Source organism: Exiguobacterium sp. s123, assembly GCF_018617075.1.
Lineage (GTDB): Bacteria > Bacillota > Bacilli > Exiguobacteriales > Exiguobacteriaceae > Exiguobacterium > Exiguobacterium profundum.
Map to the genome: position 1 here is coordinate 1 of NZ_JACSJL010000001.1, position 22,563 is coordinate 22,563.

Here is a 22,563-nt window from a genome sequence, read left to right on the forward strand (position 1 = left end):
GTCCGATCAAGAAAGTGTATCTATACGGGACATGGGTGGTGGCGGATGGAGAAGTCAGCTTCGTCGTCTCAGAGCTATCCAAGGGTGTAGAAGTGATGCATGTCCATTGGCTCATCAAGTATCGTTTCGAGGATTGGGGAGTCTCTGAAGACGGAGCATGGGAGAAGGAATGGTAATCCGGGCTCATGCGTGAGCGTCTAACGCTTCTTGGCGAAGTGGCTCATCGCAACGCTCCCCCTTAAAAACCATCATTCCACTTTCATAAAGACAAGTGATGATTCAGCCCTGATAATATCTTCTGCATACCTCACTTTAGGAGTACTCGAATAGGGTTACTTTTAGAACGGATGTAAATAGCTCTTTCAAAGCCTCCAATGGGAAAGACGGTGGATATGTCATCACTGTTTCAACTTGGATTGTCTGTTCCGCCACATCATCGACGTCATAAACGCTGTCCATCCACCGAGTACTAGGATATAAATTCCTAAAAATAATACGAATGCCCCATAGTCTTCGAGTTCCTCAAATGGATTCTGAATGATCATCGGTTCAAATCGTATGCCGACCATCATCAATGGAATGAAGAATAGAAAGAAACGTTTCCAAAAATAGTGTTTGTACGGTTGTGGCACAGGCTGCTCCATAATCGTACCTCCTCAATTGAATTACACTTATTTACATATATGATAGCATGTTCTCATTTGAGGTTGGATGAGAAATCATTCTTTTTAAGCCGATTTCAAATGAAAAGAGGGTGGCCGATTCATTCAGCCACCCTCAAGTCTGTTATTCACTTGAACCAGTCAGTTCTCCCGTCCCGAACGTCGCGCTGAACGCACGGCACCAGATGACGACGGTGTTGTACTCTTCTAGATTCACATCCTTAGGGATCAAATAGTTTTGATTGCCGATGTTTCCTTTTAAGGCCCCTAGACTGACGCCTTCGGTCGTCTCCTGTCCTGGTTTCGTCAAATAGACGAATAAATCAGGACCGTTTGTCGTCTCAAATTCTTCAAATCGGAGGTACGTCCCGTCTTCTGCCTCGACCGAGCGGATTGTGCCGGTCGTCTCATAATTTTTCTCCCCGTCCATGAACACACCCGCTACTTCGGTTGGACTCGGTTGTGCTTCCGGTGTCTCGGACGTCTCTTGATCTGATTCCTCTTCCTCTGGAGCTGGTGATTCGACTGCTGTCGACTGCAATCCTTCATCGACCGTCCCGGTTAAGAATAGTGGGGAGATGAGCCATCAGGCAACAGCGATTACGGCTACGCCAATCACACCGATGATGAGTTTCGTACTTGTTTTCATATATGAGTCCTCCTTTTCGGTTGTATGAACCGTTATTTCCCGTTTCCCGATTAATGTGCTAATTAAAAGACGCGAATGCTAACATTCGCGTCTGATGACCGTTATACGGTTTCCGTCCAGTTTTCCTCGATGAACTCGTCGCGTCCCGAGATGGCCCGGTCTTCCTTATAATGCTTCGGATTCTTTTTATGATAATCCTGATGGTAGTCTTCTGCAGCGAAGAACGTCGTCGCCGGAATGATTTTCGTGACGATCGGAGCCGAGAAGCGACCACTTGCCGCCAACACATCGCGACTCGCCTCAGCCGCGATACGTTGTTCTTCCGTGTGATAGAAGATGGCTGGGGCATACTGAGGTCCCCGGTCTTGGAATTGACCACCATCGTCCGTCGGGTCTGTCTGAATCCAATACAGCTCAAGAAGACGTTCATACGAGAATAATGCTGGATCATATGTGATTTGAACGACCTCGAGGTGCCCCGTCGTCCCGGTTTTCACTTGTTCATATGTCGGATTGTCGACCTGTCCGCCCATATAGCCGGATACGATGCCTTCAATCCCTGGTAATTCTTCAAATGGTGTCACCATGCACCAAAAACAGCCGCCTGCGAATGTTGCTTTTTCCATACTGTCGTTCCCTCCAAATCGTCATTCAACAAAAAAGCGCTCACGTCGGATGACATGAGCGCTTTCGTCATATCGTCCAAGGTTTCCCTTGCTGGTCGTAGCACCTTGCCTAAGGCAGGTTGCTGTGAAGTCGCGGAGCCAGATCTCTCGTTCACTCTTGATATCGATATGTAGTTGGTGAGAGCATCATACCACCCTCAAAATACATTCGTCAATGATTCGGTTTTCGTTTCAACTGAAAAACCGTCAAGACGATGATGAATCCAATCAACCCGATGGAAATGAGCGTACCATACGGCACATTCTCCCCGTATAGCTGTAAGAAAAATAGACCGAATACGGCAAGCAACACAAAGACATAGGAGCGAGTCATTGGGACCTCCTGTTTTTTCTTAAGTGTATCAAGAACACATCGACTTGGCGATACGAAAAGGAAATCAGACGTAGAGCACGAATAAAGGGAGAGAGGTAAAGGAGGAATGTAGGATGGAACAAATCCAATTACATGAACTGACGATTGAGCGTGCGCGTCGTGGGTATAAAGAAGGAGAATTCACGGCGAGAGACGTGACCGCCTACTATTTAGAACGGATTGCGACGTATAATGAACGGCTTCACGCCGTCATTCAAGTCAATCCGGACGCCCTGTTCGAGGCAGAGGCAGCAGACCGGGCGTACCGAAAAGGGGTACGCAAACCGCTACTCGGCATTCCCGTCTTAATCAAAGACAATATCGAGACAAGCGGTCTGATGCGAACGACTGCAGGTGCTGCCGCGATGCGACATCATTTCGCTGCTCGAGATGCCGAGCTCGTCAAACGCTTGCGGGCTGACGGCGCTATCATCCTTGGGAAGGCGAACCTGTCCGAGTGGGCGAACTTTTTAACGGAAGATATGCCGAACGGTTGGAGTGCTGTCGGTGGACAGACGATGAACCCATATGGCGACGGGTTGGATGTCGGGGGATCAAGTTCAGGTTCGGCTTCAGCGGTCGCGGCAAACCTCACGCTTCTCGCAGTCGGGTCTGAGACGAGCGGTTCCATCGTCCATCCGAGTGTCCATAACAGCATCGTCGGGATTAAGCCGACGGTCGGATTGATTAGCCGCTCCGGAATTATCCCGATCTCACGTTCTCAAGATACGGCAGGACCGATGGCGCGCACGCTTCGTGATGCGGTCATCGCCTTACAATCGATGTGCGGTGAGGATGAATCAGACCCGGCGACGTGGGAAACTCCAGTCGGACCGCCTTATGTGACATGTCTCGATGTGAGGCAAGCGGTCGGGATGCGCGTCGGGTTCGTCAAACCGGACATTTCTGAAGAAGAAGTCGGATTGTATGAGGGGGCGCTTCGATTGCTACGGCAAGCCGAGGTCGAACTCGTCGAGGTCACGCTTCCGAAGCATGCGGCACTAGAACAGGCGGACATCCTGTTCGACGAATTCAAGCTCGGGGTCGAGGCGTATCTTGCCAATACGACCGTGCCGTTTAAAACGCTATCCGACCTGATCGAGTGGAACGCGGAACATCCTGAATCGATTCCGCACGGCCAGACCATCTTTGAAGAAGCGAACGCCAAATCTGGAAAACTGACTGAAGCGAACTATCTCGATCGTCGCATCGAGGACGTCCGTCTCGCGAAAACGGAAGGGATTGACACATTGCTTGCGTCACATAAACTGGACGCACTCGTCCTGCCGCATGACATGAACTACGACATGGCTGCAAAAGCAGGTCATCCGACGATTACAATCCCATATCATTTGAAAAAGAGCGGTGCCCCATTCGGACTCTCGTTCACGGGGACGAGCTATGCGGAGCGTGATTTAATCCGAGTCGCTTATGCGTTCGAACAGTTCGTCACACGACCGACGCCTCCAGATTATTCGTAAGTTGCACCCGTCTCTCACGTCCGCTACAATGGTACGTATGCGGATTAGAGAAAGGACAGATTACAATGAAATCATCTATATACGGGTTGACGTTCGATCAACTCACAAACGAGTGTACGGAAGCGGGATACGGTGCCTTCCACGCACGTCAAGTTTGGGACTCGCTCTACATCGACCGGGTCAAATCGATGGACGACCTCAACGTACGTGATGAGGTGCGTGATTACTTAACAGAGAAATATGTCATCTCAACACAAAAACTGTTCGTCAAACAAGAAGCGGGCGACGGGACGGTCAAATTCTTACTTAAATTACATGACGGGCACTACATCGAGACGGTGCTCATGCGTCACAAATACGGACGTTCGGTCTGTGTGACGACTCAGGTCGGTTGTAACATCGGCTGTAGCTTCTGTGCGAGCGGCTTGTTGAAAAAGACGCGTGACTTGACGGCGGGTGAGGTCGTCGAGCAGATCATGACCGTCCAACACTTCCTCGATGAAGATGGTGAAGGGGACCGCGTCAGCCATATCGTCGTTATGGGAATCGGTGAACCGTTCGATAACTTCGAGAACTTGGTCGACTTCTTGCGTGTCGTCAAAGATGAGCGTGGACTTGCGATCGCCCCACGTAAAATCAACGTGTCGACAAGTGGTCTCGCGGATAAGATCTACAAGTTTGCGGACCTCGACTTACGCATCAACTTGGCGCTCTCTCTACATGCGCCAAACGATGAATTACGTACACGCATCATGAAAATCAACCGGGCGTTCCCGCTTGATAAACTCATGCCGTCGATTCGCTATTACGTCGAGAAGACGAACAAACGAATCACCTTCGAGTATATCCTGCTCTCGAAAGTGAACGATTTGCCGGAACATGCGGAAGAACTCGCTGACTTGATTGAAGACATCAAAGACAAGTCGTACGTCAACTTGATTCCATATAACCCGGTCAACGAGCACATCCAATATGAGCGAAGCACGCCTGAAGACATCATGGCGTTCTACGACATCTTGAAAAAGCGTGGCGTCAACACTGGTGTCCGTCTTGAGCACGGGACAGACATTGATGCGGCATGTGGACAACTCCGCAGTAAGCATATGAACGTCGAAGGCGCGAAGTAAACAAATGGCCTCTCCGAATCTCGGGGAGGCCATTCGTTTATCGTTTTTGCCCGACGTATTGAATCACAGCGGATTCGCCGTGATGGAGCGTGCCTTCTTCTCGCCAGACGACCGTCTCATGTAAGACGAGCGGTACGAAATCGTCCCCTAGTTGGTGGAACATCTCTTCGGTGTAAAGGAATGAGGCGTCGTTTGGTCCACCTGTCCCGTAAGCGAGTTGATGTGTAGCGTAGACTTCACTCAGGAACAAACCACCAGGTCGAAGCGTTTGTTGAATACCCGTAAACACCTTTTCTCTGACGTGTGGAGGAAAGTGGCCAAAGATACAGATGACCATGTCATACGCCTTGTTTGGCCAATCGGCTTCATTCAAGTCGATCTGTTTCGTCTGAATGGACACGTTTCGTGACGTCGCCAAGCGTTTCGCTTTGTCGATCCCTGCTATAGAAACGTCCCATATCTCGACTTCAAAGCCGAGCGTGGCGAGCCACACCGCGTTTCGCGCCCTCCGCGATGGCCAATACACGTTTTCTTTCAGGTTGATGAGACGTGACCCATTCGCGTAAAAATTCGTTTGGCTCTGTCCCATACACATACTCTTCCGAACTAAATCGTTCATCCCATTTCGACAAGCCATTCACTCCCTCGCTACGTTTCTTTCACTATAGCAAAACGAACAGACGACGGTGAAAATCCATCACGATTTTCTGGATTCATGCATAGTCCCGATGCGAGAGGGGAATAGATTTCTGAACTAATGGATAGAGTGGAGGCTAAGTGATGGAGAAAGTAGATGCGTCGTTGTGGATTCGTGTACGAAATACGCTTGGTGAAGGTCCGTGTTGGGATGCTGAGTTAAAGCGGTTTTATTGGGTAGATATCGAAGATCATACATTGTGGTGGTATGATGAACGTGAGGATGAAATCTCGTCGTTTGAAGTCAGGAAACAAGTCGGTTTCGTTATTCCAAAAGTGACGGATGGCGTTGTCCTCGGCTTGAAGGATGGCATTTATGAATGGGATGAGATCAATCGGGACTTGAAGAAGATTGTCGAGTTGGATGATCCGGACGGTCAATTGCGGTTCAATGACGGAAAAGCCGATCCATACGGTCGAATTTTCGCCGGAACACTTCATCTCGAAGACAAAGAGAATCAAGCGACATTGTATCGTGTCGATCGGGATGGTACGACGACGACACTTATGGATGAGCTCACACTTTCGAACGGGTTGACGTGGTCTCCTGACCATTCCGTTTTTTATCATATCGATACACCGACTGAAACGATTGGCCAATATGATTTCGATTTGAAGGCGGGTACGTTATCAAATGGAAAGGTCGTCATCGATTTCGCGGACGAGGATGGCTTCCCAGACGGTATGACATCAGATACGGAAGGATATTTATGGATTGCGCATTACGCCGGAAGCAAAGTATCTCGCTGGAATCCATCAACCGGTGAAAAGCTGTTAGAAGTTCACGTTCCTGCACCGAATGTCACATCCTGCGCCTTCATCGGGGATGGGCTCAATCGATTGGCCATCACGACGGCTCGTGAGGGGATGGATGAGGAAGCGTTAGCCGAATATCCGGATGCTGGATCGGTATTTATCATCGATACAGAGGTGAAAGGGATGCCGCTTTATCGCTTTGGGCGTTGAGGAGGACATGCAATGGTGAAACGACTGTTAGTTCGAGCGGGTATTGGGTTGGCAGTTGCGGCAGCGGTCAAGATGGGAATTCAAAAGTTGCAAGAAAATCGAGCGCGGGAAGAAGATCATTCTTATCTCGACCCGAAATGGGACGAGGTGCCGAGTGTCGATTCTGACAAGGACGTGGATGAGGTCGGGTTGACGCAACTCGACTCCATCTATCGGGCGGAGTGGCAAGCGAACGCCTATCCCCGCTCGGAAGCAGAACGAAAAGCGTTGGAAGAATAAAAGCATGTTTTTCAAAACACGTCCGTGTGGCGTGTTTTTTTTGTTGACAAATCGAATCAGTCGTTACAGTATATAAAAAGTAATGATTACGATTTAAAGGAGGTTCATCAATATGAAACGAATTCCAATTACCGTACTCTCGGGTTATCTTGGTAGCGGAAAGACGACACTGCTCAACCACATCTTACATAACCGGGAAGATAAAAAATATGCGGTCATCGTGAACGATATGAGCGAGTTGAACATCGATGAGAAATTGATTGAACAGGGTGGTTTCTCCCGTACCGATGAAAAATTAGTCGAACTCTCGAACGGGTGCATCTGTTGTACCCTACGTGAGGATTTGCTGACAGCGGTCTATGAGTTGACAAACGATCGTGACCTCGATGGCATCATCATCGAGTCTTCTGGGATTTCAGAACCGATTCCCGTTGCGCAGACGTTCACGTATGCCGATGATGCGCTCGGAATCGATTTGACGAGCCGTGTCTATATCGATGCGATGGTCACTGTCGTCGATGCGTACCGCTTCTTCAAAGATTTCAATTCTGGTGAATCGCTCATGGAACGTCAACAAGCCGTCGATACAGGTGACGTACGTGAAGTCGTCGACCTACTCGTCGATCAAGTCGAATTTGCGGATATCATCGTGTTGAATAAGGCAGACCGGGTGTCTGGAGCGGAACTGCAGGAGATGAAGGGGCTACTTAAGACACTCAACCCGAGCGCGCGATTATAGACTTCAACATACTCCGACGTAGCGTTAGACGATCTACTCGACGTCCAGTTGTTCGATTTCGATCAGGCGATGCGTGCGGCGGGATGGATTCAAGAACTTGAGGCAGAAGAACATACGCCGGAAACGGAGGAGTATGGCATCAGCTCGTTCGTCTACCGTCGTCGTCGACCGTTCCACCCTGAGCGCTTGATGAATTGGATGGAGCACTATCCTGAAGAAATCGTCCGTGCCAAAGGCTTCTTGTGGATCGCGTCACGGAACGACCTTGCCTGTCTCTTCTCCCAGGCCGGATACGCATCGACGCTCGAACATGCCGGTCGTTGGTTAGCGACCCTTCCCGAGAGTGAACGAGAGGCCATGTTCGTCTCAGAACCTGAGCTGCGTGAAGATTACATCGAGCCGTACGGAGACCGACAGAACGAATTGGTCCTTATCGGTCAACGGATGGACCGGGAGGCGGTCGAGCAATCACTTGACGCCTGCTTGTTGACGGATGAGGAGATGGTAGCGGAGTGGGATTCGTTCCATGACCCACTTCCTGGTACTGGCCAACTCGTCACCTATTCAGATTGACCGTTTACAAACTGACGAAACATCGCTATACTGTGACTGCATAAGTAACCGCATATCAATGACTGCACTAGGGGTGCTTCGGCTGAGATGTGAGCATGGCTCCGATCCCTTATAACTCGATCCAGGTAATACTGGCGTGAGGAAGTGCGGCACTTTCTCTATGCAAGTTTGTATAGATTTTGTTGCTGCATTCTCATGAATGCGGCTTTTTTTTATGCAAACACATATAGAGGGGGAGACAAGATGAATGAATCATGTGGCACGAGTCCGATTGTCGGATTTCGCTTCACGCTTAGCCCGATGACAGATGACTTTGTCGGGACGATCAAAGGGGCATTGAAAGGAACGAATATGACGGGTGTGTGGCGACATACGGATGACGTGTCGACCGTGATCCGAGGTCGCGCCGAGCACGTGTTCGACGTCGCACGGACCGTCTTAAGCCTGGCTTCGGAGGAAGGACGCCATGTCTCGATGAGCGGAACCTTCTCTGTCGGATGTCCGGGAGATTCGGCAGGGGATGAGGTGCTCGAGGCACCACCACAACCACTGAATGGAATTTCAAGAGAACAGTATGTCTCGTCACAGTTCGCGCTTTATCCGATGGGGGCGGAGAACTATATGGATCTCATCTATGATGAAATCGAGCAAGCGAAACAGGCGGGTGTCTATAATGACTCCATGCACTACGCGTCAGGCATTCATGGGAACTTGGATGATGTGTTCTCGTATTACGAGTCGGCGTTCAACCGGACACGCGAGAAGAATCGACACGTCGTCATGACGGTGACGTTCAGTGTGAACAGTCCGTCACATGGAGGACAACATGCTTAAATCGTGGAAATTGAAAGAGGTCGTCCTCGTCTCCGTATTGTCTGTCGTCTTTGCCGTCGTCTACTTATTGTTTGTTCATATCGGGAACTTATGGGCAGGGTTGATTGGACCGATCGCCTATGAATGGATCTTCGGTATCTGGTTCATCGTGTCAATCATCTCGGCGTATATCATTCGGAAGCCGGGTGCGGCCTTCATCTCGGAGGTGATGGCAGCGACGATTGAAATGTTGATTGGGAATGCGATCGGACCGCGCATCATCTTGGTCGGTATCGTCCAAGGTCTTGGGGCGGAAGCAGTCTTTGCGATGACAGGTTATCGTCGATACGAGCTTTGGGTTCTCATGCTTGCTGGATTTGGCTCGGCCGTCACGAGTTTCGTGTACACTTACTTCATGAGCGGATTTGCGATGCTCGAACCGGGATATGTAGCGACGATGTTCGGGCTGCGGGCGGTCAGTGGCATGGTCATCGCAGGAATCGGTGGGAAGTTGCTCAGTGACCTGTTGCTCAAGACGGGGTCGCTTCGTGGCTATGCGATTGCTCGGAGTGGGAACGTCCATGGTTGAGACAGGATCGCTTTCATTCCGATTCCCCGAAAGTCTGGACACCATCTTAAAAGATGTGACACTATCCATAAAACCTGGACGCACGATTTTGACAGGAGCGAGCGGAAGCGGGAAGTCGACCCTGCTCGCGCTGTTCAACCGTCTCTATCCAGAGAATTGTGATGGGATCCTGGAAGGCAAACTCGAACTACTGGGACGCTCACACGACGACTACGCACCAGGCGAGATCAATCAGCGGGTCGGGACGGTATTCCAAGACCCGGACACGCAGTTCGTGATGGAACGGGTGGAAGAGGAACTCGTCTTCACACTCGAAAATTTGCAGACGCCGGTCGAGGTCATCGATCAGCGCGTGACGGAGATTCTCGAGTCACTCCAACTGACCGATTACCGAAATCGTCACATCGATTCCTTGTCAGGAGGGGAGAAACAGCGGATCGCCGTCGCTTGCGCCATGGTCGGACAACCGGAATGGTTGCTTCTCGATGAGCCGTTGACACACCTTGACCCAGTGACCGCGAATCGATTCGTCGACTGGCTCGATCACTTGGACAACGTGAACGTCATCGTTGTCGAACATCGCGCGCACTTGTGGGGAGACTTTTTTGATTGGCACATCGAACTCGATCAAGGACGGATTGTACGGAACGAGCCGTTTCAACCGGTCGATGATTTTTCATTCACACGATCGTCATTACCACGACAAGCAGTCGAACACTATGTGGTCGACGAGGTGGAGCGTGACACATTTCGATTAAAAGGAGTGACCCTAACAGCTCGTATCGGGGAAGTGATTGCCATATTAGGACCAAATGGGAGTGGAAAGTCGACGTTATTACGAAGTTTGACGGAGTCTGACCGTCGGGTCGGACTCGTCCCTCAATCTCCGGAACACTTATTTTTCATGAACTCGGTCGAGCAAGAGCTACAGTTTGGTCATGAGGAATCGATCGATAACGTACTAGAGGAGCTATCCCTCGAGGATAAACGAGTCCTCCATCCACTGTCGCTCAGTCACGGTCAGAAGCGACGACTCGCCGTCGGGATTCAGTTACTATCTAACAAACAGTTGCTTGCCTTCGATGAACCGACGGCTGGCCAAGATGAACCGTCACTCCATGCACTAGAGATTTTGATGAAGCGGCATGCGGCAAAGGGACAGACGATCTTGTTCGTGACCCATGACTTATCGTTCGCCAATATCGCCCATACGTTCTATTTGATGAAGGACGGGGAACTCTCAGGACCATTCGGAGATGAGCTCTGGCAGGACACGGAGAGACTTCGTCATTATCGACTCACGGGAGGTCGAAAGCGATGTCACTCCATGATATGAATCCGACGATCAAGTTTGTGACGATGACGATCATCATGTTCGGTCTTGCCTTGTTTTATAACCCGTGGACCCCGCTCGTCATCATCGTCGGTACGTTGACGATTCAATTGCTGGCGACGGACGTGTCCTGGAAGAAGTGGAGCCTGTTTTTGATTCCTTTTCTCGTCACGGCGCTCGGGACGTTTTGGACGACGCTCGTGTTTGGGAAGGAGCTCGGGGGAGAGACGTGGGTGACGCTTCTCGGTCAAGGCATTTCAAAAGAAGAGGCACGTATCGCCATGTCTCTTAGTCTACGTGTGTTGGCATTCACCGTACTGTCGCTCCTCTTTATGTTGACGACCGATTCGAAACGTTTCGTCATGAGTTTGATGCAACAGGCAAGGCTTTCTCCGACGATTGCCTATAGTGCGCTCGTCGGATTCCGCTTCCTTCCGTTAATGCAACGGGAGATGCATCAGCTACAATACGCGCATCGTCTTCGCGGCGTTCCGCTCGATACGAAATGGGAACGGATTCGACATGTACCGAAACTCCTTCTCCCGCTGTTGGCAGGTTCGATCCGACGTGCGGAACGGGTCGCCTTCTCTATGGAGGCGAGGGGGTTCACGAGTGGGAAACGGACCGTCTATGAGCGGATTGACGTCAAACCGTCCGATTACATATGGTCCGGTATATTCTTCACACTGTTCGGTCTTTCCATTTGGATTGGCATATGAAAAGACGACTCACGGAGAGTCGTCTTTTTTCGTTTCTTTCACGATGCGAAACTTCGGTTTGACCGATTCGTTGTTGAACGCCTCGAGAACGGTATTCTCGTTTGCCATTCGAATCTGTTGTGGCTCGCCTTTTGCTGTCGTACCGATGCAATACATGTTCGCTTCATAATCCGCAAAGAGCGATTTGTAAGATGTCGCGTGGTGCATCAAGCGACCTGGAGACCCCCAACCGACGATGATCATCCCGCCGCTTGCTTCCACCTCTTGTAACGTCTCTTCGACGTAATGGTAGTTCGTCTCATCGAGTTGAGACTCCACGTATGGAAGGTTGTCATTGATGGCGAGTGTCGGGACGAGACTGATGACCCGCATTTCTCGAATCGGTTGTGACAAATGATTTTGCATCAACATATAAGCACGCTGTGTCGTCGTGCCAGACAAAAAGGCATCGCTCATCCGCGGCGAGTAAATAATGACGGCGCAGATGACGCCATCCTCCACATCGGTGAACTCATACGTTCGCATATAGCGTTTCGTTTTATCTTCATTGAAGATTGATTTGACGCGGATGGTTACTTCTTCTACATGCGTGTTCATTTCCATTCCTCACTTTTTCATGTAAGCATCAGCCGAGCGATTTAAACCACTCGATATATCGAATCGTGTAATAAGCAACTCGTTGACTAAGCGTATCACGCTCATCCGGCATGAACGTCACGCTTGATTCATAGTTCTCGAAGTACGTCATGACATCATTGACATATTGCTCACTTCGATTGTATTCGAAGATAGCGTTTCGGACGGATGTGACTGAATCTGTTTTTTTTCCACCGTGTTCACTTAAATAATACGCCGCCGTGTGCGCAGAATCAACTAGACTGTGTGGGTCAGCTTTTCCATCGCCGTTTCCGTCGCGACCGAGTCCACCATACTGCTCAATCAAGGCAAGGTCCGTCAAATCTACTTCGTCTTCTGGGACATCGCCTTTTTGGTCATCGGTGTCATATTCCCAACCGAGCCAAGTGCGGGGCATGAATTGAAATGGTCCAATCGCACCGACAGACGAACGCATCGAAGAACTGTGCGAGAAGATGGTCTCTACCCGATGAACGGCAGCCAGTAGGCGCCAGTCCACGTCATACGTGTCAGCAGCGTCTTGATAGACGGCCAGATGCGTGTTCGGGACACCGTTCTCTCCATAATAGGTTCGATACAATCCATTGTTCACTTTATCATGTTGACCGAGCCAGCCGACTGCCCCGAGCAAAAGCACGAGCACAATGATGAAACCGGTCAGTCGCAGCATCATACGTTTCAAGATACCGCCTCCTAGCTTTTAGACAATACCCGAATAGTGTAGCATATAGCTAAGAGGAAGGACAGGAGTGGATATGGATGCTCGAACGTTTGATTTTTACAGCCATCATCGGCTACATGCTGATCGTTCAGATCTTTAATGCCAAATTGATTCGTCCCTTGATTGAAACGAGAGGACGGGCATGGGTGTACGAACAAACCGTGAAGTCGGCATGGGGACTGACCTTGTTGATTGTCGCCCTCATCTTTTTATTTCAAGTACCGTCAGCAGAAGTTGGATTGACATTCGCACCAGAAGCGGGGAACGAACAGGCTTGGCAAGTCTTTTACTTGTCATGCATCCTAGTCACCGTGACACTCGTCTTTTATCTCTTGGTCAAAACTTCAGCACGTCTCCGACATGTGTTACGCCCTTACTATGAGCTCGATTTAGAGAAGTTGCTACTACCCCGGACAAAAGCAGAAGAACAGGCGTGGAACGCCGTCTCGGTCACGGCTGGCGTGACCGAGGAATTCATATTCAGAGGAGTGCTGCTATACACGATTTCCCTCTATATCGAGGTGCCAGATGTGACTCTCGCCCTAATCGGGGGCGCCCTTTTCGGCGTGGCCCACGCCTATCAAGGGATAAAGGGAGTATTTATGACAGGGATTGTTGGATTCGGATTAGGCATCCTCTATTTAGGGATGGGAGCCCTTTGGCCGGTCATGGTGTTACATGTACTTCTAGATTTGATTGCCGGTCCAATCCATGTCGATGCAAAAAGCGAGTGACCGCCTCCTCATAGGCGAGAGCGTCCTTGATCATGCAATCGGTATGTTCTGCGCCATCGATCAATACCAAGTCGTTCTTCCGGTTCAATGCATTCATTTCGACCGACATCCACGTCGGGACGAAATCATCTTTTGAACCATGTACGAATAGGATTGGGGTCGTCGTTTCCGTGACGGCCTTTTTCGGTTGGACTTGTCTCATCGTGAACCCAGCACGAGACCAAAGGAAATAGTCGATTCCCGGTAAAATGAGCTCGGCTGGGATATGGTGTAACTCTTTCAGTTGATAACGCATCAATTGTTTCATATCGTCAAACGGACATTCTGCGATGACGAAGTCGACGTTCGTGAGCGGAGTCGTCTGCAAGACGGTGGCCGCTCCCATTGAGACGCCGTGAAGCCCGACTTGATCGACTGTTTCCTCTTTCTTCAACCAGTCCACCCAGTCGATCATATCGACTTTTTCATGGAAACCGTATGAGGCATAAATCCCTTCAGACTCCCCGTGTGAGCGCAAGTCGACGGCAAGCAGGTTGTAGCCGAGTCGATGGAACATGGCGAGGTGAGGGGCCATGAAACTATGTGATGCGGTATATCCATGTACGAACACAATCCACTTTGTTGATCCTTCATTCCGATAGATACGCCCGTAGAGGCGGTAGTCATCACGCGATTGAATCGAGACATGCTCGAACGGTACGTCATGATAAAAGGTGCGATCTTCGTCCGTATATGGAGCGAGTAACATCTCCGGAGTCTTTCGTTTGCCTCGCGTCATTCGTTTGAAGGCATAGTAGCTGATTGCGTAATAACCTGTGAAAAGTGATGCTAATCCAATTTTCCATTTTCGTTGCATTGATACCGACTCCTTTCAACGTTATTGTACCCGAAACGACTCGATACGGTCCTGTTTTCTTACATAAGGGGAGGGCATACGTAACATAAGCAGGTGAATTAGATGAATGACGGCACATCGAAAGATTAGGTAGAGAACGGTATGATGAAGTGACAATAGCAGGAGGGCGGGGGGCATCTACATGGAGAGGTCAGAGATTTATCGAATGATTCAAAGGGTGTTGAGCGACAGAGAGGGAACGCTTGAGCGAGGAGTAACGTTCTCGTGGACACTTGAAGGTGATGAACGGATTGTCGGACTCGTATTTGATGTTATACTCGACCGGTATTTTCTATACAACAAAACAAGCCTCCTCACCGAGGTGCAAGAGATTGCGCGTCTAGTCGAGTGTCGACCAGAGGAAATCGTCCGCGCTTTCTCCTGTCTCTCGGGGATTCGACTCGAATCGAATCATATCATCGAACGACTGATGACCATCGAAGAGGCGACCATTTTAGAAAATGGATCAATCCGTGTTGCCATTCGCTTTGGAGGATGGCTCACTCATCAGCTGCATCAAATTGGTTGTGATGCCCTTCTCCCTTGTTGAGCTCGGTCAAGGTACCGTCAATCACGCGAAGGACACGATCACACACATCGAGCATGCGTTCATCATGTGTGATGACGACGACACGTCTTCCTTCCTCATGCGCTTGTTTGGCCAAGAGTTCCATTACAAGACGTCCATTCTCATAATCCAAACTCGCCGTCGGTTCATCTGCCAAAATGAGTTGCGGGGAGTTGATGAGGGCCCTAGCGACGGCCACGCGTTGCTTTTCACCTCCTGACAAGGTCGCCGGGAGATGGTGCAGACGGTGCCCTAAGCCGAGGTCGATCAACAGTTGCTTCGCATCCAACTTTTTCTTCTCTTGAATCAGCTCTAGTTGTTCGAGCACCGTCAAGTAGGGAATGAGGTGGGCCTGTTGAAACACGAACCCAACTTCATGCAGGCGTAACAGACGACGTTGTTCCTCATCTAATTCGAATACGTCTCGCTCGTTCATCAAAAATGCTCCTTGATCCGGTTTTCGCAACAGACCGAGGATGTATAACAACGTACTCTTCCCGCTACCGCTCGGACCGACGATGGCGACGCATTCCCCCGGTGAGACATGTAACTCGATGTCATTCAATACGAGCTGACCGTCAAACTGATGTGATACATGGCTTAACCTCATGATGCTTTCCCTCCTATGATTTCAATTGCGTCGACTTGACGGAGTTTCCATAACGGCAACAACGCACCAAGAACAGATAAGAAGATGAACATGGATCCGAATAGCGCGACATGACCGAAGTCGACGAGAAACGGCAATGATGATGGAATCAACGCATCGACGACGTACATGACCTCGATCGATGTGGCGACTGCCGCCGACACGATGACGATGACCTGAAAGAGCAGTGCCCGTCCGATGATACGTGGGGAGAGGCCGATTGCCTTCAGAATTCCGAGCTCAGGTAACTTTTGAAGCGTGAACAAATAAAAGAACGCGGTCAAAATAAACGTTCCGATCACGAGCAGAAAGGCACGCATCATAGTGAATGTGCTCTGTTCGGCACTATATCCAGGAACCGACTCAATCAAATCTTGTTGACTCATGACGAGCGCATCGGACATCGTGGATTCCGTTCCAATCTCAGCAGATACATATGGACGTTGTTCGGATTGATTCAAATAATCAAACCACGTCTCGTTCGTCGTGTAAATCACTGGTCCATGACTGTAGCGTCCAGGCGCCTCACCGGCGATCGTAAAACGATATTCGGACGCAAAGTCGGTCAACGTGTCACCTGTTCCAAGCTGTTCTGAGAGACTTGGGTCAAACAAGACTTCACCTGTTTCTAGATAAGTACCTGGGCCAATATTACTTCCACTTGGAAGGGCGAATAGCGTGACCTCTTCTTTTTTTCCATCAATCGTGACCGTGAGCTGTCGGACGCTCATCGTTTCGTTTGAAGTATCCGCTTTGACGTCTATAAACGATCGTGTCAATTGACCTTCTGAGTCCGGATCAAGTTGATACGTCGTAGCATTCAATTCGTGCAACGCAGAACCGTTATCATATGCGAGGCCGTCTGCTAGCCCTGTAATGAGTGTCGTCAACATGACAATCAAAAATGTGATCACGAACAACATGGAGAACTTTCTTTTCTGTCTCCACATCTCTTTCCAACCTAACTGCATAAAAAAACCTCCTTCAAGTGCTGATGAAGGAAGTGTACGCAACCAATATGAACAGAATATGAACGACATCAAAAATGTAGATGGATCGTGGTGCCGATTCCAAGGCTAGACTCGATTGTGATGTTTCCGCCATGTAGGTCGATGATATCTGAGGTGATGGCGAGACCGAGACCTGTCCCTTGACTCGTTCGAGCCGTGTCTCCGCGATAGAAGCGGTCGAAGAGGTGCTCTTTTGTCTCGTCATCCATCCCAATCCCTTCATCTGTAACCGAGATGACGACACCCGGATCAACGGTACAGGTGATGTGGATGGTGCCTCCATCACGTGAGGCATGGACGGCGTTCACCAATACGTTGTTCCAAACTTGTGCGAGTAGAACCGGGTCACTCTTCAAGACTACGTCTTGTGGGATGTCAGTAACGACGGCAATCCCTTTTTGATCAAGAATGAATGCGTTCATTTGAATGACTTCGGATACCGATTGAAGCACATTCACGTTCGTCTCGAGAATCGGTGGATTTTCATCCAATCGTGATAAAAGCAGCAGTTGTTTCGTCAATTGGGATAGACGCTTCGTCTCCTGTTCGATGACACGCGCATATTCCTTCGATTCTCCTTTCGTTCCGTCAGCCAATTTTTCTGCATAGCCAACTAGGGAAGTCAACGGAGATTGGAATTCATGGGAGACATTCGAAACGAATCGTCTTTGTCTCGCTTCTGTCCGATTGATCTCGTTCGACATGTGTTGAAATTGTCGTGCCAACGTCCCAATCTCATCTTGACGCTCGACGGGGAGATGTTCCGGAGCTTTACGCATGGCGACGGATGTGGTCGCTTTCGTGAGCGTCTGCAATGGGCGGACCAATGACCTTGTCGAAATGGCGATCAAGCCAAATGCCAAGAGGGTCACGAGTGCGAAAAATAGACCGACGAACAGATGTAACTCACGGATTTGGGCACTCAAGTCCGGACGGATAAAAATGACGTCTCCGTTTTCAAGTGTAAATCCATATGTGTTCGTCAATTCATTATCGAACAATCCGAGCAAGAAGAGATGAAACGGAAAGTCACGCATTCCCTGATAGGGAGCTCCGTTCCGTACGGACTGAATCACCGCGTCAGATATGGTCTCGTCTCGAAATGCACCGCCAAAGCGTCGACGTTCGTCTGCGGAGTCCACGACGACCAGTTGGTATCCGGTCGCGGCTAAAAAGGTATAGAAGGCATCATAGTCTAAATCGGTATGGTTCTCGACATACGACTCCGCCATTTTGGCGACCCGTTCCGTCTTCTCGCTATAGGAAGGTTGCCACCACGTATAATAAGCCACATTGCTGATCAACAGAGAGATGGCTCCGGATAGAAGTAAAATCAGGAACATCGTGACGATGATTCGCGTGTAGAGTGTCTTCATCCGTTCACCTCGAGTGCGTATCCGACACCTCGTACCGTTCGAATTGTCAGAGCAGGGTGATCGAACCGATTACGAAGTCGCTTGATATGCACATCAACCGTTCGCTCATCCCCCTCGAAATCAAATCCCCACACCAACTCGATCAACTCCTCACGACGATACACTCTTCCCGGAAAAGAGGCGAGTTGAAATAATAGCTCGAACTCTTTTTTAGGAAGATAGAACAGCTGCCCTTCAAGCGTCACCTCGTACTCTCTTAAATCGAGTCGAAGAGGACCGGCTTGAATTTGTGAAGCGGCCGAGCGTTGATAACGCCGCGAGACGGCTTGCAATCGGAACAATAACTCTTCAGGGATGAAAGGTTTGGTTACATAGTCGTCTGCCCCATGCTCGAACCCTTGGCGCTTATCCTCCCATTCATCGAGAGCGGTTAGTAGGATGACGGGTATATCAAGAGTCGCCTTGAGTCGTCGACACAACTCACGACCGTCAAGCCCTGGGAGCATGATGTCGACGATTGCGGCATCGATTGGTTGCGTTGTAAAACGTTCTTCGCCTGTGTTCCCATCCGTCGCCGTCAACACCTCATGACCCGCATCCTCGAACGTCTCCTTCACAAGGCGTAAAATGGATGGGTCGTCTTCTACGATGAGTATACGCATATCGGTCGTTCCTTTCCAAAATAGGTTCGACACGAAACGAGGTGACCCATGCGGAGTCACCTCGAGTCGTATCAGCTTTATTGTTTCGTCATCTCTTGATGAAGGGCACGGAGGGCGCGGATGAACGCATCCTTAAAATATTTGTCTTCTTGTGTCTCTAATGTTTGGATGGCCTTTTGGTCACCGTTACTCGCTTTGACGAGAAGATTCACGACTGTTCCCCAGCGTTTCACATGTTCTGGGCGAGGGTGGTTCAACGCGGTCGTCAACGTGAACCAATACGGTTGATCGCGTCGCTGTAACGTGCCGATCATCTGTTTGGCAAGGAGTGCTTCTTCTTCAGAAGGGATTGTTGCCGTGGCGAACCAACCGAGCATCGAGGCGCTCATCGATTCAAGTTCTTGTTTCATTGCAGGTTCGATTGGCATCCGTCCGAAGTCTGTCACGTTAACAAATACCAATCGGTCTTTCGGGTCGATATGTGTGATCCATCCTGACACTGACTTCAGCTTTTCACGTTCTTTTGACTGGGCTTTACACGTGTACCCTTGAAGTTTTCCGATGTAGATGCGGAATTGTCCACGGTCGACATGTTTGTCCACCTTGAACTCGATTTCTTGTCCTGCTTGAAACGGTTGATTCCGTTTATTCAACGTCTGACCCTTTTTCAATTCGGGTCGCTTGGAGATATGACGCAGTGCTTCTTGTTCAGTCCTATCATCCAATGTCCAGAGGTTGTGAGGGGTCACGTTTTTGAAGCGATGACGCCGGACGTAGATGTATTGGTCGAGTGCGTCGATCGCGTCTGCGGAAGTGGCAGTTCCATTCAAATAGTCATCAGCGATGTCACGTAAGGTGAGGGATTCGAGACGGTCGATATGTCCTGAATATGGGACGCTTCCGACAACAAATAACGCGGTCGCAATCAACTCACTTTCTCGAGGGGTCAGCGGTCGTTTGGCCATGGTGCACTTCCTCTCTCTCAATTCATATGATTAGTATAACAAAAACAGTTCGACCGTTGTGAACTCAACTGCGATTTGGAAAAAAATGAGGAATGGACAGGATTCCCACCATTTATCTCGAATAATGACTTGTAGAGAATCGGATGAAGGTATGAAAAGTGAGGTGAGGCGATGAAGCTCTCCATTGAACCAGGGGATTATGTCGTATTGATTGAAATCAATAAAGAAGTACTCAAATGTGCCTCCCTCGAGGAAGCCAATCAGGCAGATCGCTTGCGATATGAGCTCGTCGGTCGGATGAGCGAACGCTTGCCGGCAGAAGTCATCGTTCCGTCCATCATCGATTACATCCGCTTCGGAAGCGGATATATCGGAGATCGTATCGTCTGGGACGCCGAAACCGAGTCTTTTTTTTGCCAGCAGTTTGAGACCATTGACGGCTCCCCGCTCGGAGAGGACTTAGAAGGATTTCGTCCCGACCCAAGTCGGGTGGAACTGGCGCGCTACTATACGTACTTGACGATTGGACGGATTGTCGAGTTTGATATGTTACATCCGGATGAGCCAAGCTATTGGTGAATTTGTCGACAACTTTTTATTCAAAAAAAGGGAAATCTAATCCAAAGTTTGAGATAATGGAGTCACTTTATCAGTTTGGAATGGAGCGGAAGGAATGAAAAAGATTGCCCTTTTGACAGCGATTGCCCTTTTACTGCCGGTCGGAGTAGATGCTGCAAAGCCAGTCATCCTTAAGAAACATGGCTACGTCGTTTCAGAACCACAAGTCACGAGTCAATATTATGTGAAGCAAATCGGTACGGATTTGGCCTGGAGTAAGACGAGAGGCGCAAGTGATATCGTTGTGGCGCTGATTGACTCGTCAGCTGACCGGAACCATACGGATTTGAAGAACGTTCCTCGTGTCGTCAATTCCATGAAAGGTCCGTATACTGCGGATATTCACGGTACGCATACCGCCGGAATCATGGCCGGGAAACATAACCGCTTTGGGATTGCAGGACTCGCGCCGAACGTCCGCTACCACTTCTATAATGTGTTTTACGGGGTGAATAAAGATAAAACGGACTCTTGGACGGTCGCTAATGCCGTGGATACGGCTGTGGCGAAAGGGGCGAACATCATCAACCTCTCGCTTGGTGGGGATGATTATGATAGTCGTTTGGCCGCATCAATCAAACGGGCAAGGGCAAAAGGGGTCATTATCGTCGCATCATCTGGAAATGATCGAAAACAGACGATCAATTTTCCTGCAAACATGAAAGAAGTAATCGCGGTCGGTGCAATCGATTCTAGACATCGTCTCGCGAGCTTTAGCAATATGGACGATCGCGTCAAAATCGTGGCGCCAGGTGTGAACATCCTCTCGCTCGGGGTCAACAACCGCTTTATCTATATGGATGGGACGTCGATGGCGGCACCGATGGTCACGGCGAGCCTCGCGCTCGTCAAATCGATCAACCCTTATTTGACACCGGGTGAGATCGACCAGTTAATTGCGAAGATGCCTCGAGCGTCCGGCAAGTCCTATACGGAATTGAATACAATGAAACTATTAGAAGCGACGGCTCGCCCGATTCACATCTCTGCCCCTTCGGTGTGGAAGAGTCGATACGTGAATGATGTCAAGTTAAGTGTCATGAACCATTCGAACTTGAAATCCTCGTTCACACTGTATCAAGGGAACAAGAAAGTCAAGACGCTCACACCAAATCGGTCGTTCACGATGTATTCGAGCGGGGATTGGCTACCGAGCGGACAATATCGCATCGTCGGTCAAGTCACGGATGGAAAACATAAGCGCTACACGAGCCGAACGATTGATTATGTCAACACGTTGAAGACGGCAGTGTCTGTGAAGGTATCGGAAGAAGGGACGTTCTCGATTCACACGACACGAAAAGGCACGGTCACGGTACTTGATTCAAATGGGAAGGTCTTATACGAAGCGCTCCACATCGCTGGGACATTCCCGGTAAGAGGGGATACGGCGGAAAAGTTGACCGTAATTCTGAAGCCGACGGACCTTCGCGAAAAAGTGGTGACGACATCTTTTGAGCCACCAATCATCGAAGACGAGCCTCCGGTCACAGAGACCTTGTAAGATAAAAAGCCGCCTGCTCCTAACGGAGAGACGGCTTTTTCTATTTAATCGATGGTGATGGCTTCTCCACACCAACGGATACTCGCTTCTAATACGTTCCCTTGGTCATCAATATGCTCGAAACTGAGTTTCCCATCTCGGATGATTTCGCAAAGGCCGACTCGGATGCGGTCGCTCCAAGCACGACGCGTCTCATGCGTTTCATCGAATACTGGAATGGCATCCGGGAAACGCTCCTCGAGGTGTGCTAAATTGTGATGGTCAAAATGATAAGGTCGTTTCGAGAGTTCGTTCGGTGCCTTGATATCGAACGGTTCAAACCCTCGGACGAGACGATTATTTCGGTAGAAGGCGAACACGCCGTTGTTCGGGTGGAGCACTTTAATGTCATCGATTTCTATTACATAAGTCAGACGTTGAATCCAACCGTTTTTTGCATCCTGATGCATCAAAATCCCTCCTTATTCAATGAACACGCCTTATTTTAGCGCTGACTGAACGTAAAATCAAGTTTCGAATTTAAGTTGTCAACCGTTCAAATTTCAGCTACAATGGTTGAAG

At 49.6% G+C, this 22,563-nt stretch carries 26 protein-coding genes, 1 pseudogene and 2 riboswitches; of the genes and pseudogenes, 13 read left to right on the forward strand and 14 right to left on the reverse strand.

The annotated features are described in order from the left end of the window. Positions 1-398: 398 nt before the first annotated feature. The 4 genes from KNO72_RS00005 to KNO72_RS00020 form a co-directional block, all read right to left on the reverse strand. Positions 399-644 (reverse strand): hypothetical protein, encoded by a 246-nt coding sequence (locus KNO72_RS00005; protein WP_214756955.1) that lies wholly within the window; start codon positions 642-644, stop codon positions 399-401. Positions 645-786: 142 nt separating this feature from the next. Next, complete coding sequence (locus tag KNO72_RS00010) at positions 787-1,203, reverse strand: DM13 domain-containing protein (protein ID WP_251028244.1); 417 nt, start codon at positions 1,201-1,203, stop codon at positions 787-789. A gap of 209 nt (positions 1,204-1,412) precedes the next feature. Next, complete coding sequence (msrA, locus tag KNO72_RS00015) at positions 1,413-1,937, reverse strand: peptide-methionine (S)-S-oxide reductase MsrA (RefSeq protein ID WP_214756957.1); 525 nt, start codon at positions 1,935-1,937, stop codon at positions 1,413-1,415. Positions 1,938-2,004: 67 nt separating this feature from the next. Continuing rightward, positions 2,005-2,104: riboswitch (SAM riboswitch) on the reverse strand. 44 nt (positions 2,105-2,148) lie between these two features. Beyond that, positions 2,149-2,310: a hypothetical protein gene (locus tag KNO72_RS00020; protein ID WP_168169845.1), complete on the reverse strand. Its 162-nt coding sequence runs from the start codon at positions 2,308-2,310 to the stop codon at positions 2,149-2,151. Between the two features lie 113 nt (positions 2,311-2,423). Here KNO72_RS00020 and KNO72_RS00025 point away from each other — a divergent pair, with 113 nt between their 5' ends. Both KNO72_RS00025 and rlmN read left to right on the forward strand, forming a co-directional pair. Beyond that, positions 2,424-3,830 (forward strand): amidase family protein, encoded by a 1,407-nt coding sequence (locus tag KNO72_RS00025; protein ID WP_214756959.1) that lies wholly within the window; start codon positions 2,424-2,426, stop codon positions 3,828-3,830. Between the two features lie 65 nt (positions 3,831-3,895). Further along, on the forward strand, positions 3,896-4,957 hold the full coding sequence (gene rlmN, locus KNO72_RS00030) for a dual-specificity RNA methyltransferase RlmN (protein WP_214756961.1): 1,062 nt from the start codon (positions 3,896-3,898) through the stop codon (positions 4,955-4,957). Between the two features lie 37 nt (positions 4,958-4,994). On the opposite strand, the gene KNO72_RS00035 is transcribed toward rlmN, so the two are convergent. Then, complete coding sequence (locus tag KNO72_RS00035) at positions 4,995-5,546, reverse strand: class I SAM-dependent methyltransferase (protein WP_251024844.1); 552 nt, start codon at positions 5,544-5,546, stop codon at positions 4,995-4,997. Between the two features lie 191 nt (positions 5,547-5,737). On the opposite strand from KNO72_RS00035, the gene KNO72_RS00040 reads away from it, so the two are divergent. The 7 genes and pseudogenes from KNO72_RS00040 to KNO72_RS00070 all read left to right on the forward strand — a co-directional run bounded on the left by KNO72_RS00040 (position 5,738) and on the right by KNO72_RS00070 (position 11,664). Then, the gene (locus KNO72_RS00040) at positions 5,738-6,619 is read left to right on the forward strand and encodes an SMP-30/gluconolactonase/LRE family protein (RefSeq protein WP_214756963.1); all 882 of its coding nucleotides are present in this window, start codon (positions 5,738-5,740) and stop codon (positions 6,617-6,619) included. Positions 6,620-6,631: 12 nt separating this feature from the next. Next, positions 6,632-6,898: a hypothetical protein gene (locus tag KNO72_RS00045; protein ID WP_078146973.1), complete on the forward strand. Its 267-nt coding sequence runs from the start codon at positions 6,632-6,634 to the stop codon at positions 6,896-6,898. A 112-nt stretch (positions 6,899-7,010) separates the two neighbouring features. Continuing rightward, positions 7,011-8,210 (forward strand): annotated as a pseudogene (locus tag KNO72_RS00050) (GTP-binding protein). 59 nt (positions 8,211-8,269) lie between these two features. Beyond that, a riboswitch (TPP riboswitch) is annotated at positions 8,270-8,370 on the forward strand. A gap of 83 nt (positions 8,371-8,453) precedes the next feature. Beyond that, a complete protein-coding gene (locus KNO72_RS00055) occupies positions 8,454-9,044 on the forward strand; it encodes a YkoF family thiamine/hydroxymethylpyrimidine-binding protein (RefSeq protein WP_012726388.1) in 591 nt (196 codons plus the stop codon). Beyond that, a complete protein-coding gene (locus tag KNO72_RS00060; RefSeq protein ID WP_012726387.1) occupies positions 9,037-9,612 on the forward strand; it encodes an ECF transporter S component in 576 nt (191 codons plus the stop codon). The genes KNO72_RS00055 and KNO72_RS00060 overlap by 8 nt, the downstream gene beginning before the upstream one ends. Then, a complete protein-coding gene (locus KNO72_RS15805) occupies positions 9,578-10,948 on the forward strand; it encodes an ABC transporter ATP-binding protein (RefSeq protein WP_270812234.1) in 1,371 nt (456 codons plus the stop codon). The genes KNO72_RS00060 and KNO72_RS15805 overlap by 35 nt, the downstream gene beginning before the upstream one ends. Beyond that, entirely contained in the window at positions 10,930-11,664 is a 735-nt protein-coding gene (locus KNO72_RS00070; protein ID WP_214684202.1) for an energy-coupling factor transporter transmembrane component T family protein, read from the forward strand. The genes KNO72_RS15805 and KNO72_RS00070 overlap by 19 nt, the downstream gene beginning before the upstream one ends. A 9-nt stretch (positions 11,665-11,673) precedes the next feature. Here the strand turns inward: KNO72_RS00070 and KNO72_RS00075 are convergent, their stop codons facing one another. Next, on the reverse strand, positions 11,674-12,261 hold the full coding sequence (locus KNO72_RS00075) for a DUF1643 domain-containing protein (RefSeq protein ID WP_012726384.1): 588 nt from the start codon (positions 12,259-12,261) through the stop codon (positions 11,674-11,676). A gap of 28 nt (positions 12,262-12,289) precedes the next feature. Continuing rightward, positions 12,290-12,973: a lytic transglycosylase domain-containing protein gene (locus tag KNO72_RS00080; RefSeq protein WP_240499874.1), complete on the reverse strand. Its 684-nt coding sequence runs from the start codon at positions 12,971-12,973 to the stop codon at positions 12,290-12,292. A gap of 86 nt (positions 12,974-13,059) precedes the next feature. Between KNO72_RS00080 and KNO72_RS00085 the strand changes: the two genes are divergently transcribed. Then, positions 13,060-13,755: a CPBP family intramembrane glutamic endopeptidase gene (locus tag KNO72_RS00085; protein WP_214756965.1), complete on the forward strand. Its 696-nt coding sequence runs from the start codon at positions 13,060-13,062 to the stop codon at positions 13,753-13,755. Here the strand turns inward: KNO72_RS00085 and KNO72_RS00090 are convergent. Continuing rightward, the gene (locus tag KNO72_RS00090) at positions 13,688-14,611 is read right to left on the reverse strand and encodes an alpha/beta hydrolase (RefSeq protein WP_078146967.1); all 924 of its coding nucleotides are present in this window, start codon (positions 14,609-14,611) and stop codon (positions 13,688-13,690) included. The two genes, KNO72_RS00085 and KNO72_RS00090, sit on opposite strands and share 68 nt — an antisense overlap. A 181-nt stretch (positions 14,612-14,792) precedes the next feature. Here KNO72_RS00090 and KNO72_RS00095 point away from each other — a divergent pair, with 181 nt between their 5' ends. Further along, positions 14,793-15,200 carry a hypothetical protein gene (locus KNO72_RS00095; RefSeq protein ID WP_078146966.1) on the forward strand — a complete coding sequence of 136 codons (408 nt, stop codon included), beginning with the start codon at positions 14,793-14,795 and terminating at the stop codon, positions 15,198-15,200. Here the strand turns inward: KNO72_RS00095 and KNO72_RS00100 are convergent. The 5 genes from KNO72_RS00100 to KNO72_RS00120 form a co-directional block, all read right to left on the reverse strand. Further along, positions 15,151-15,828, reverse strand: coding sequence for an ABC transporter ATP-binding protein (locus tag KNO72_RS00100; protein ID WP_078146965.1), 678 nt, complete (start codon positions 15,826-15,828; stop codon positions 15,151-15,153). The two genes, KNO72_RS00095 and KNO72_RS00100, sit on opposite strands and share 50 nt — an antisense overlap. Further along, positions 15,825-16,838, reverse strand: coding sequence for an ABC transporter permease (locus tag KNO72_RS00105; protein WP_078146964.1), 1,014 nt, complete (start codon positions 16,836-16,838; stop codon positions 15,825-15,827). The genes KNO72_RS00100 and KNO72_RS00105 overlap by 4 nt, the downstream gene beginning before the upstream one ends. Before the next feature lie 68 nt (positions 16,839-16,906). Then, positions 16,907-18,253 (reverse strand): sensor histidine kinase, encoded by a 1,347-nt coding sequence (locus tag KNO72_RS00110; RefSeq protein WP_078146963.1) that lies wholly within the window; start codon positions 18,251-18,253, stop codon positions 16,907-16,909. After that, the gene (locus tag KNO72_RS00115) at positions 18,250-18,915 is read right to left on the reverse strand and encodes a response regulator transcription factor (RefSeq protein WP_078146962.1); all 666 of its coding nucleotides are present in this window, start codon (positions 18,913-18,915) and stop codon (positions 18,250-18,252) included. The genes KNO72_RS00110 and KNO72_RS00115 overlap by 4 nt, the downstream gene beginning before the upstream one ends. 77 nt (positions 18,916-18,992) lie before the next feature. Then, on the reverse strand, positions 18,993-19,880 hold the full coding sequence (locus tag KNO72_RS00120) for a hypothetical protein (protein ID WP_078146961.1): 888 nt from the start codon (positions 19,878-19,880) through the stop codon (positions 18,993-18,995). Between the two features lie 171 nt (positions 19,881-20,051). On the opposite strand from KNO72_RS00120, the gene KNO72_RS00125 reads away from it, so the two are divergent. Together KNO72_RS00125 and KNO72_RS00130 are read left to right on the forward strand one after the other, a co-directional pair. Then, entirely contained in the window at positions 20,052-20,459 is a 408-nt protein-coding gene (locus tag KNO72_RS00125; protein ID WP_078146960.1) for a hypothetical protein, read from the forward strand. A 94-nt stretch (positions 20,460-20,553) separates the two neighbouring features. Next, entirely contained in the window at positions 20,554-22,002 is a 1,449-nt protein-coding gene (locus KNO72_RS00130; protein WP_214684206.1) for a S8 family peptidase, read from the forward strand. 44 nt (positions 22,003-22,046) lie between these two features. Here the strand turns inward: KNO72_RS00130 and KNO72_RS00135 are convergent, their stop codons facing one another. Further along, positions 22,047-22,451, reverse strand: a complete 405-nt coding sequence (locus tag KNO72_RS00135; RefSeq protein WP_078146958.1) for a hypothetical protein — start codon at positions 22,449-22,451, stop codon at positions 22,047-22,049. Positions 22,452-22,563 lie beyond the last annotated feature (112 nt).

What these genes read in the sequence shown, in the direction of transcription:
- KNO72_RS00005 (WP_214756955.1), bottom strand. Translation starts at nt 644, where the DNA reads ATGGAGCAGCCTGTGCCACAACCGTACAAACACTATTTTTGGAAACGT.
- msrA (WP_214756957.1), bottom strand. Translation starts at nt 1,937, where the DNA reads ATGGAAAAAGCAACATTCGCAGGCGGCTGTTTTTGGTGCATGGTGACA.
- KNO72_RS00020 (WP_168169845.1), bottom strand. Translation starts at nt 2,310, where the DNA reads ATGACTCGCTCCTATGTCTTTGTGTTGCTTGCCGTATTCGGTCTATTT.
- KNO72_RS00025 (WP_214756959.1), top strand. Translation starts at nt 2,424, where the DNA reads ATGGAACAAATCCAATTACATGAACTGACGATTGAGCGTGCGCGTCGT.
- rlmN (WP_214756961.1), top strand. Translation starts at nt 3,896, where the DNA reads ATGAAATCATCTATATACGGGTTGACGTTCGATCAACTCACAAACGAG.
- KNO72_RS00035 (WP_251024844.1), bottom strand. Translation starts at nt 5,546, where the DNA reads ATGGGACAGAGCCAAACGAATTTTTACGCGAATGGGTCACGTCTCATC.
- KNO72_RS00040 (WP_214756963.1), top strand. Translation starts at nt 5,738, where the DNA reads ATGGAGAAAGTAGATGCGTCGTTGTGGATTCGTGTACGAAATACGCTT.
- KNO72_RS00045 (WP_078146973.1), top strand. Translation starts at nt 6,632, where the DNA reads ATGGTGAAACGACTGTTAGTTCGAGCGGGTATTGGGTTGGCAGTTGCG.
- KNO72_RS00055 (WP_012726388.1), top strand. Translation starts at nt 8,454, where the DNA reads ATGAATGAATCATGTGGCACGAGTCCGATTGTCGGATTTCGCTTCACG.
- KNO72_RS00060 (WP_012726387.1), top strand. Translation starts at nt 9,037, where the DNA reads ATGCTTAAATCGTGGAAATTGAAAGAGGTCGTCCTCGTCTCCGTATTG.
- KNO72_RS15805 (WP_270812234.1), top strand. Translation starts at nt 9,578, where the DNA reads ATGCGATTGCTCGGAGTGGGAACGTCCATGGTTGAGACAGGATCGCTT.
- KNO72_RS00070 (WP_214684202.1), top strand. Translation starts at nt 10,930, where the DNA reads ATGTCACTCCATGATATGAATCCGACGATCAAGTTTGTGACGATGACG.
- KNO72_RS00075 (WP_012726384.1), bottom strand. Translation starts at nt 12,261, where the DNA reads ATGAACACGCATGTAGAAGAAGTAACCATCCGCGTCAAATCAATCTTC.
- KNO72_RS00080 (WP_240499874.1), bottom strand. Translation starts at nt 12,973, where the DNA reads ATGATGCTGCGACTGACCGGTTTCATCATTGTGCTCGTGCTTTTGCTC.
- KNO72_RS00085 (WP_214756965.1), top strand. Translation starts at nt 13,060, where the DNA reads ATGCTCGAACGTTTGATTTTTACAGCCATCATCGGCTACATGCTGATC.
- KNO72_RS00090 (WP_078146967.1), bottom strand. Translation starts at nt 14,611, where the DNA reads ATGCAACGAAAATGGAAAATTGGATTAGCATCACTTTTCACAGGTTAT.
- KNO72_RS00095 (WP_078146966.1), top strand. Translation starts at nt 14,793, where the DNA reads ATGGAGAGGTCAGAGATTTATCGAATGATTCAAAGGGTGTTGAGCGAC.
- KNO72_RS00100 (WP_078146965.1), bottom strand. Translation starts at nt 15,828, where the DNA reads ATGAGGTTAAGCCATGTATCACATCAGTTTGACGGTCAGCTCGTATTG.
- KNO72_RS00105 (WP_078146964.1), bottom strand. Translation starts at nt 16,838, where the DNA reads ATGCAGTTAGGTTGGAAAGAGATGTGGAGACAGAAAAGAAAGTTCTCC.
- KNO72_RS00110 (WP_078146963.1), bottom strand. Translation starts at nt 18,253, where the DNA reads ATGAAGACACTCTACACGCGAATCATCGTCACGATGTTCCTGATTTTA.
- KNO72_RS00115 (WP_078146962.1), bottom strand. Translation starts at nt 18,915, where the DNA reads ATGCGTATACTCATCGTAGAAGACGACCCATCCATTTTACGCCTTGTG.
- KNO72_RS00120 (WP_078146961.1), bottom strand. Translation starts at nt 19,880, where the DNA reads ATGGCCAAACGACCGCTGACCCCTCGAGAAAGTGAGTTGATTGCGACC.
- KNO72_RS00125 (WP_078146960.1), top strand. Translation starts at nt 20,052, where the DNA reads ATGAAGCTCTCCATTGAACCAGGGGATTATGTCGTATTGATTGAAATC.
- KNO72_RS00130 (WP_214684206.1), top strand. Translation starts at nt 20,554, where the DNA reads ATGAAAAAGATTGCCCTTTTGACAGCGATTGCCCTTTTACTGCCGGTC.
- KNO72_RS00135 (WP_078146958.1), bottom strand. Translation starts at nt 22,451, where the DNA reads ATGCATCAGGATGCAAAAAACGGTTGGATTCAACGTCTGACTTATGTA.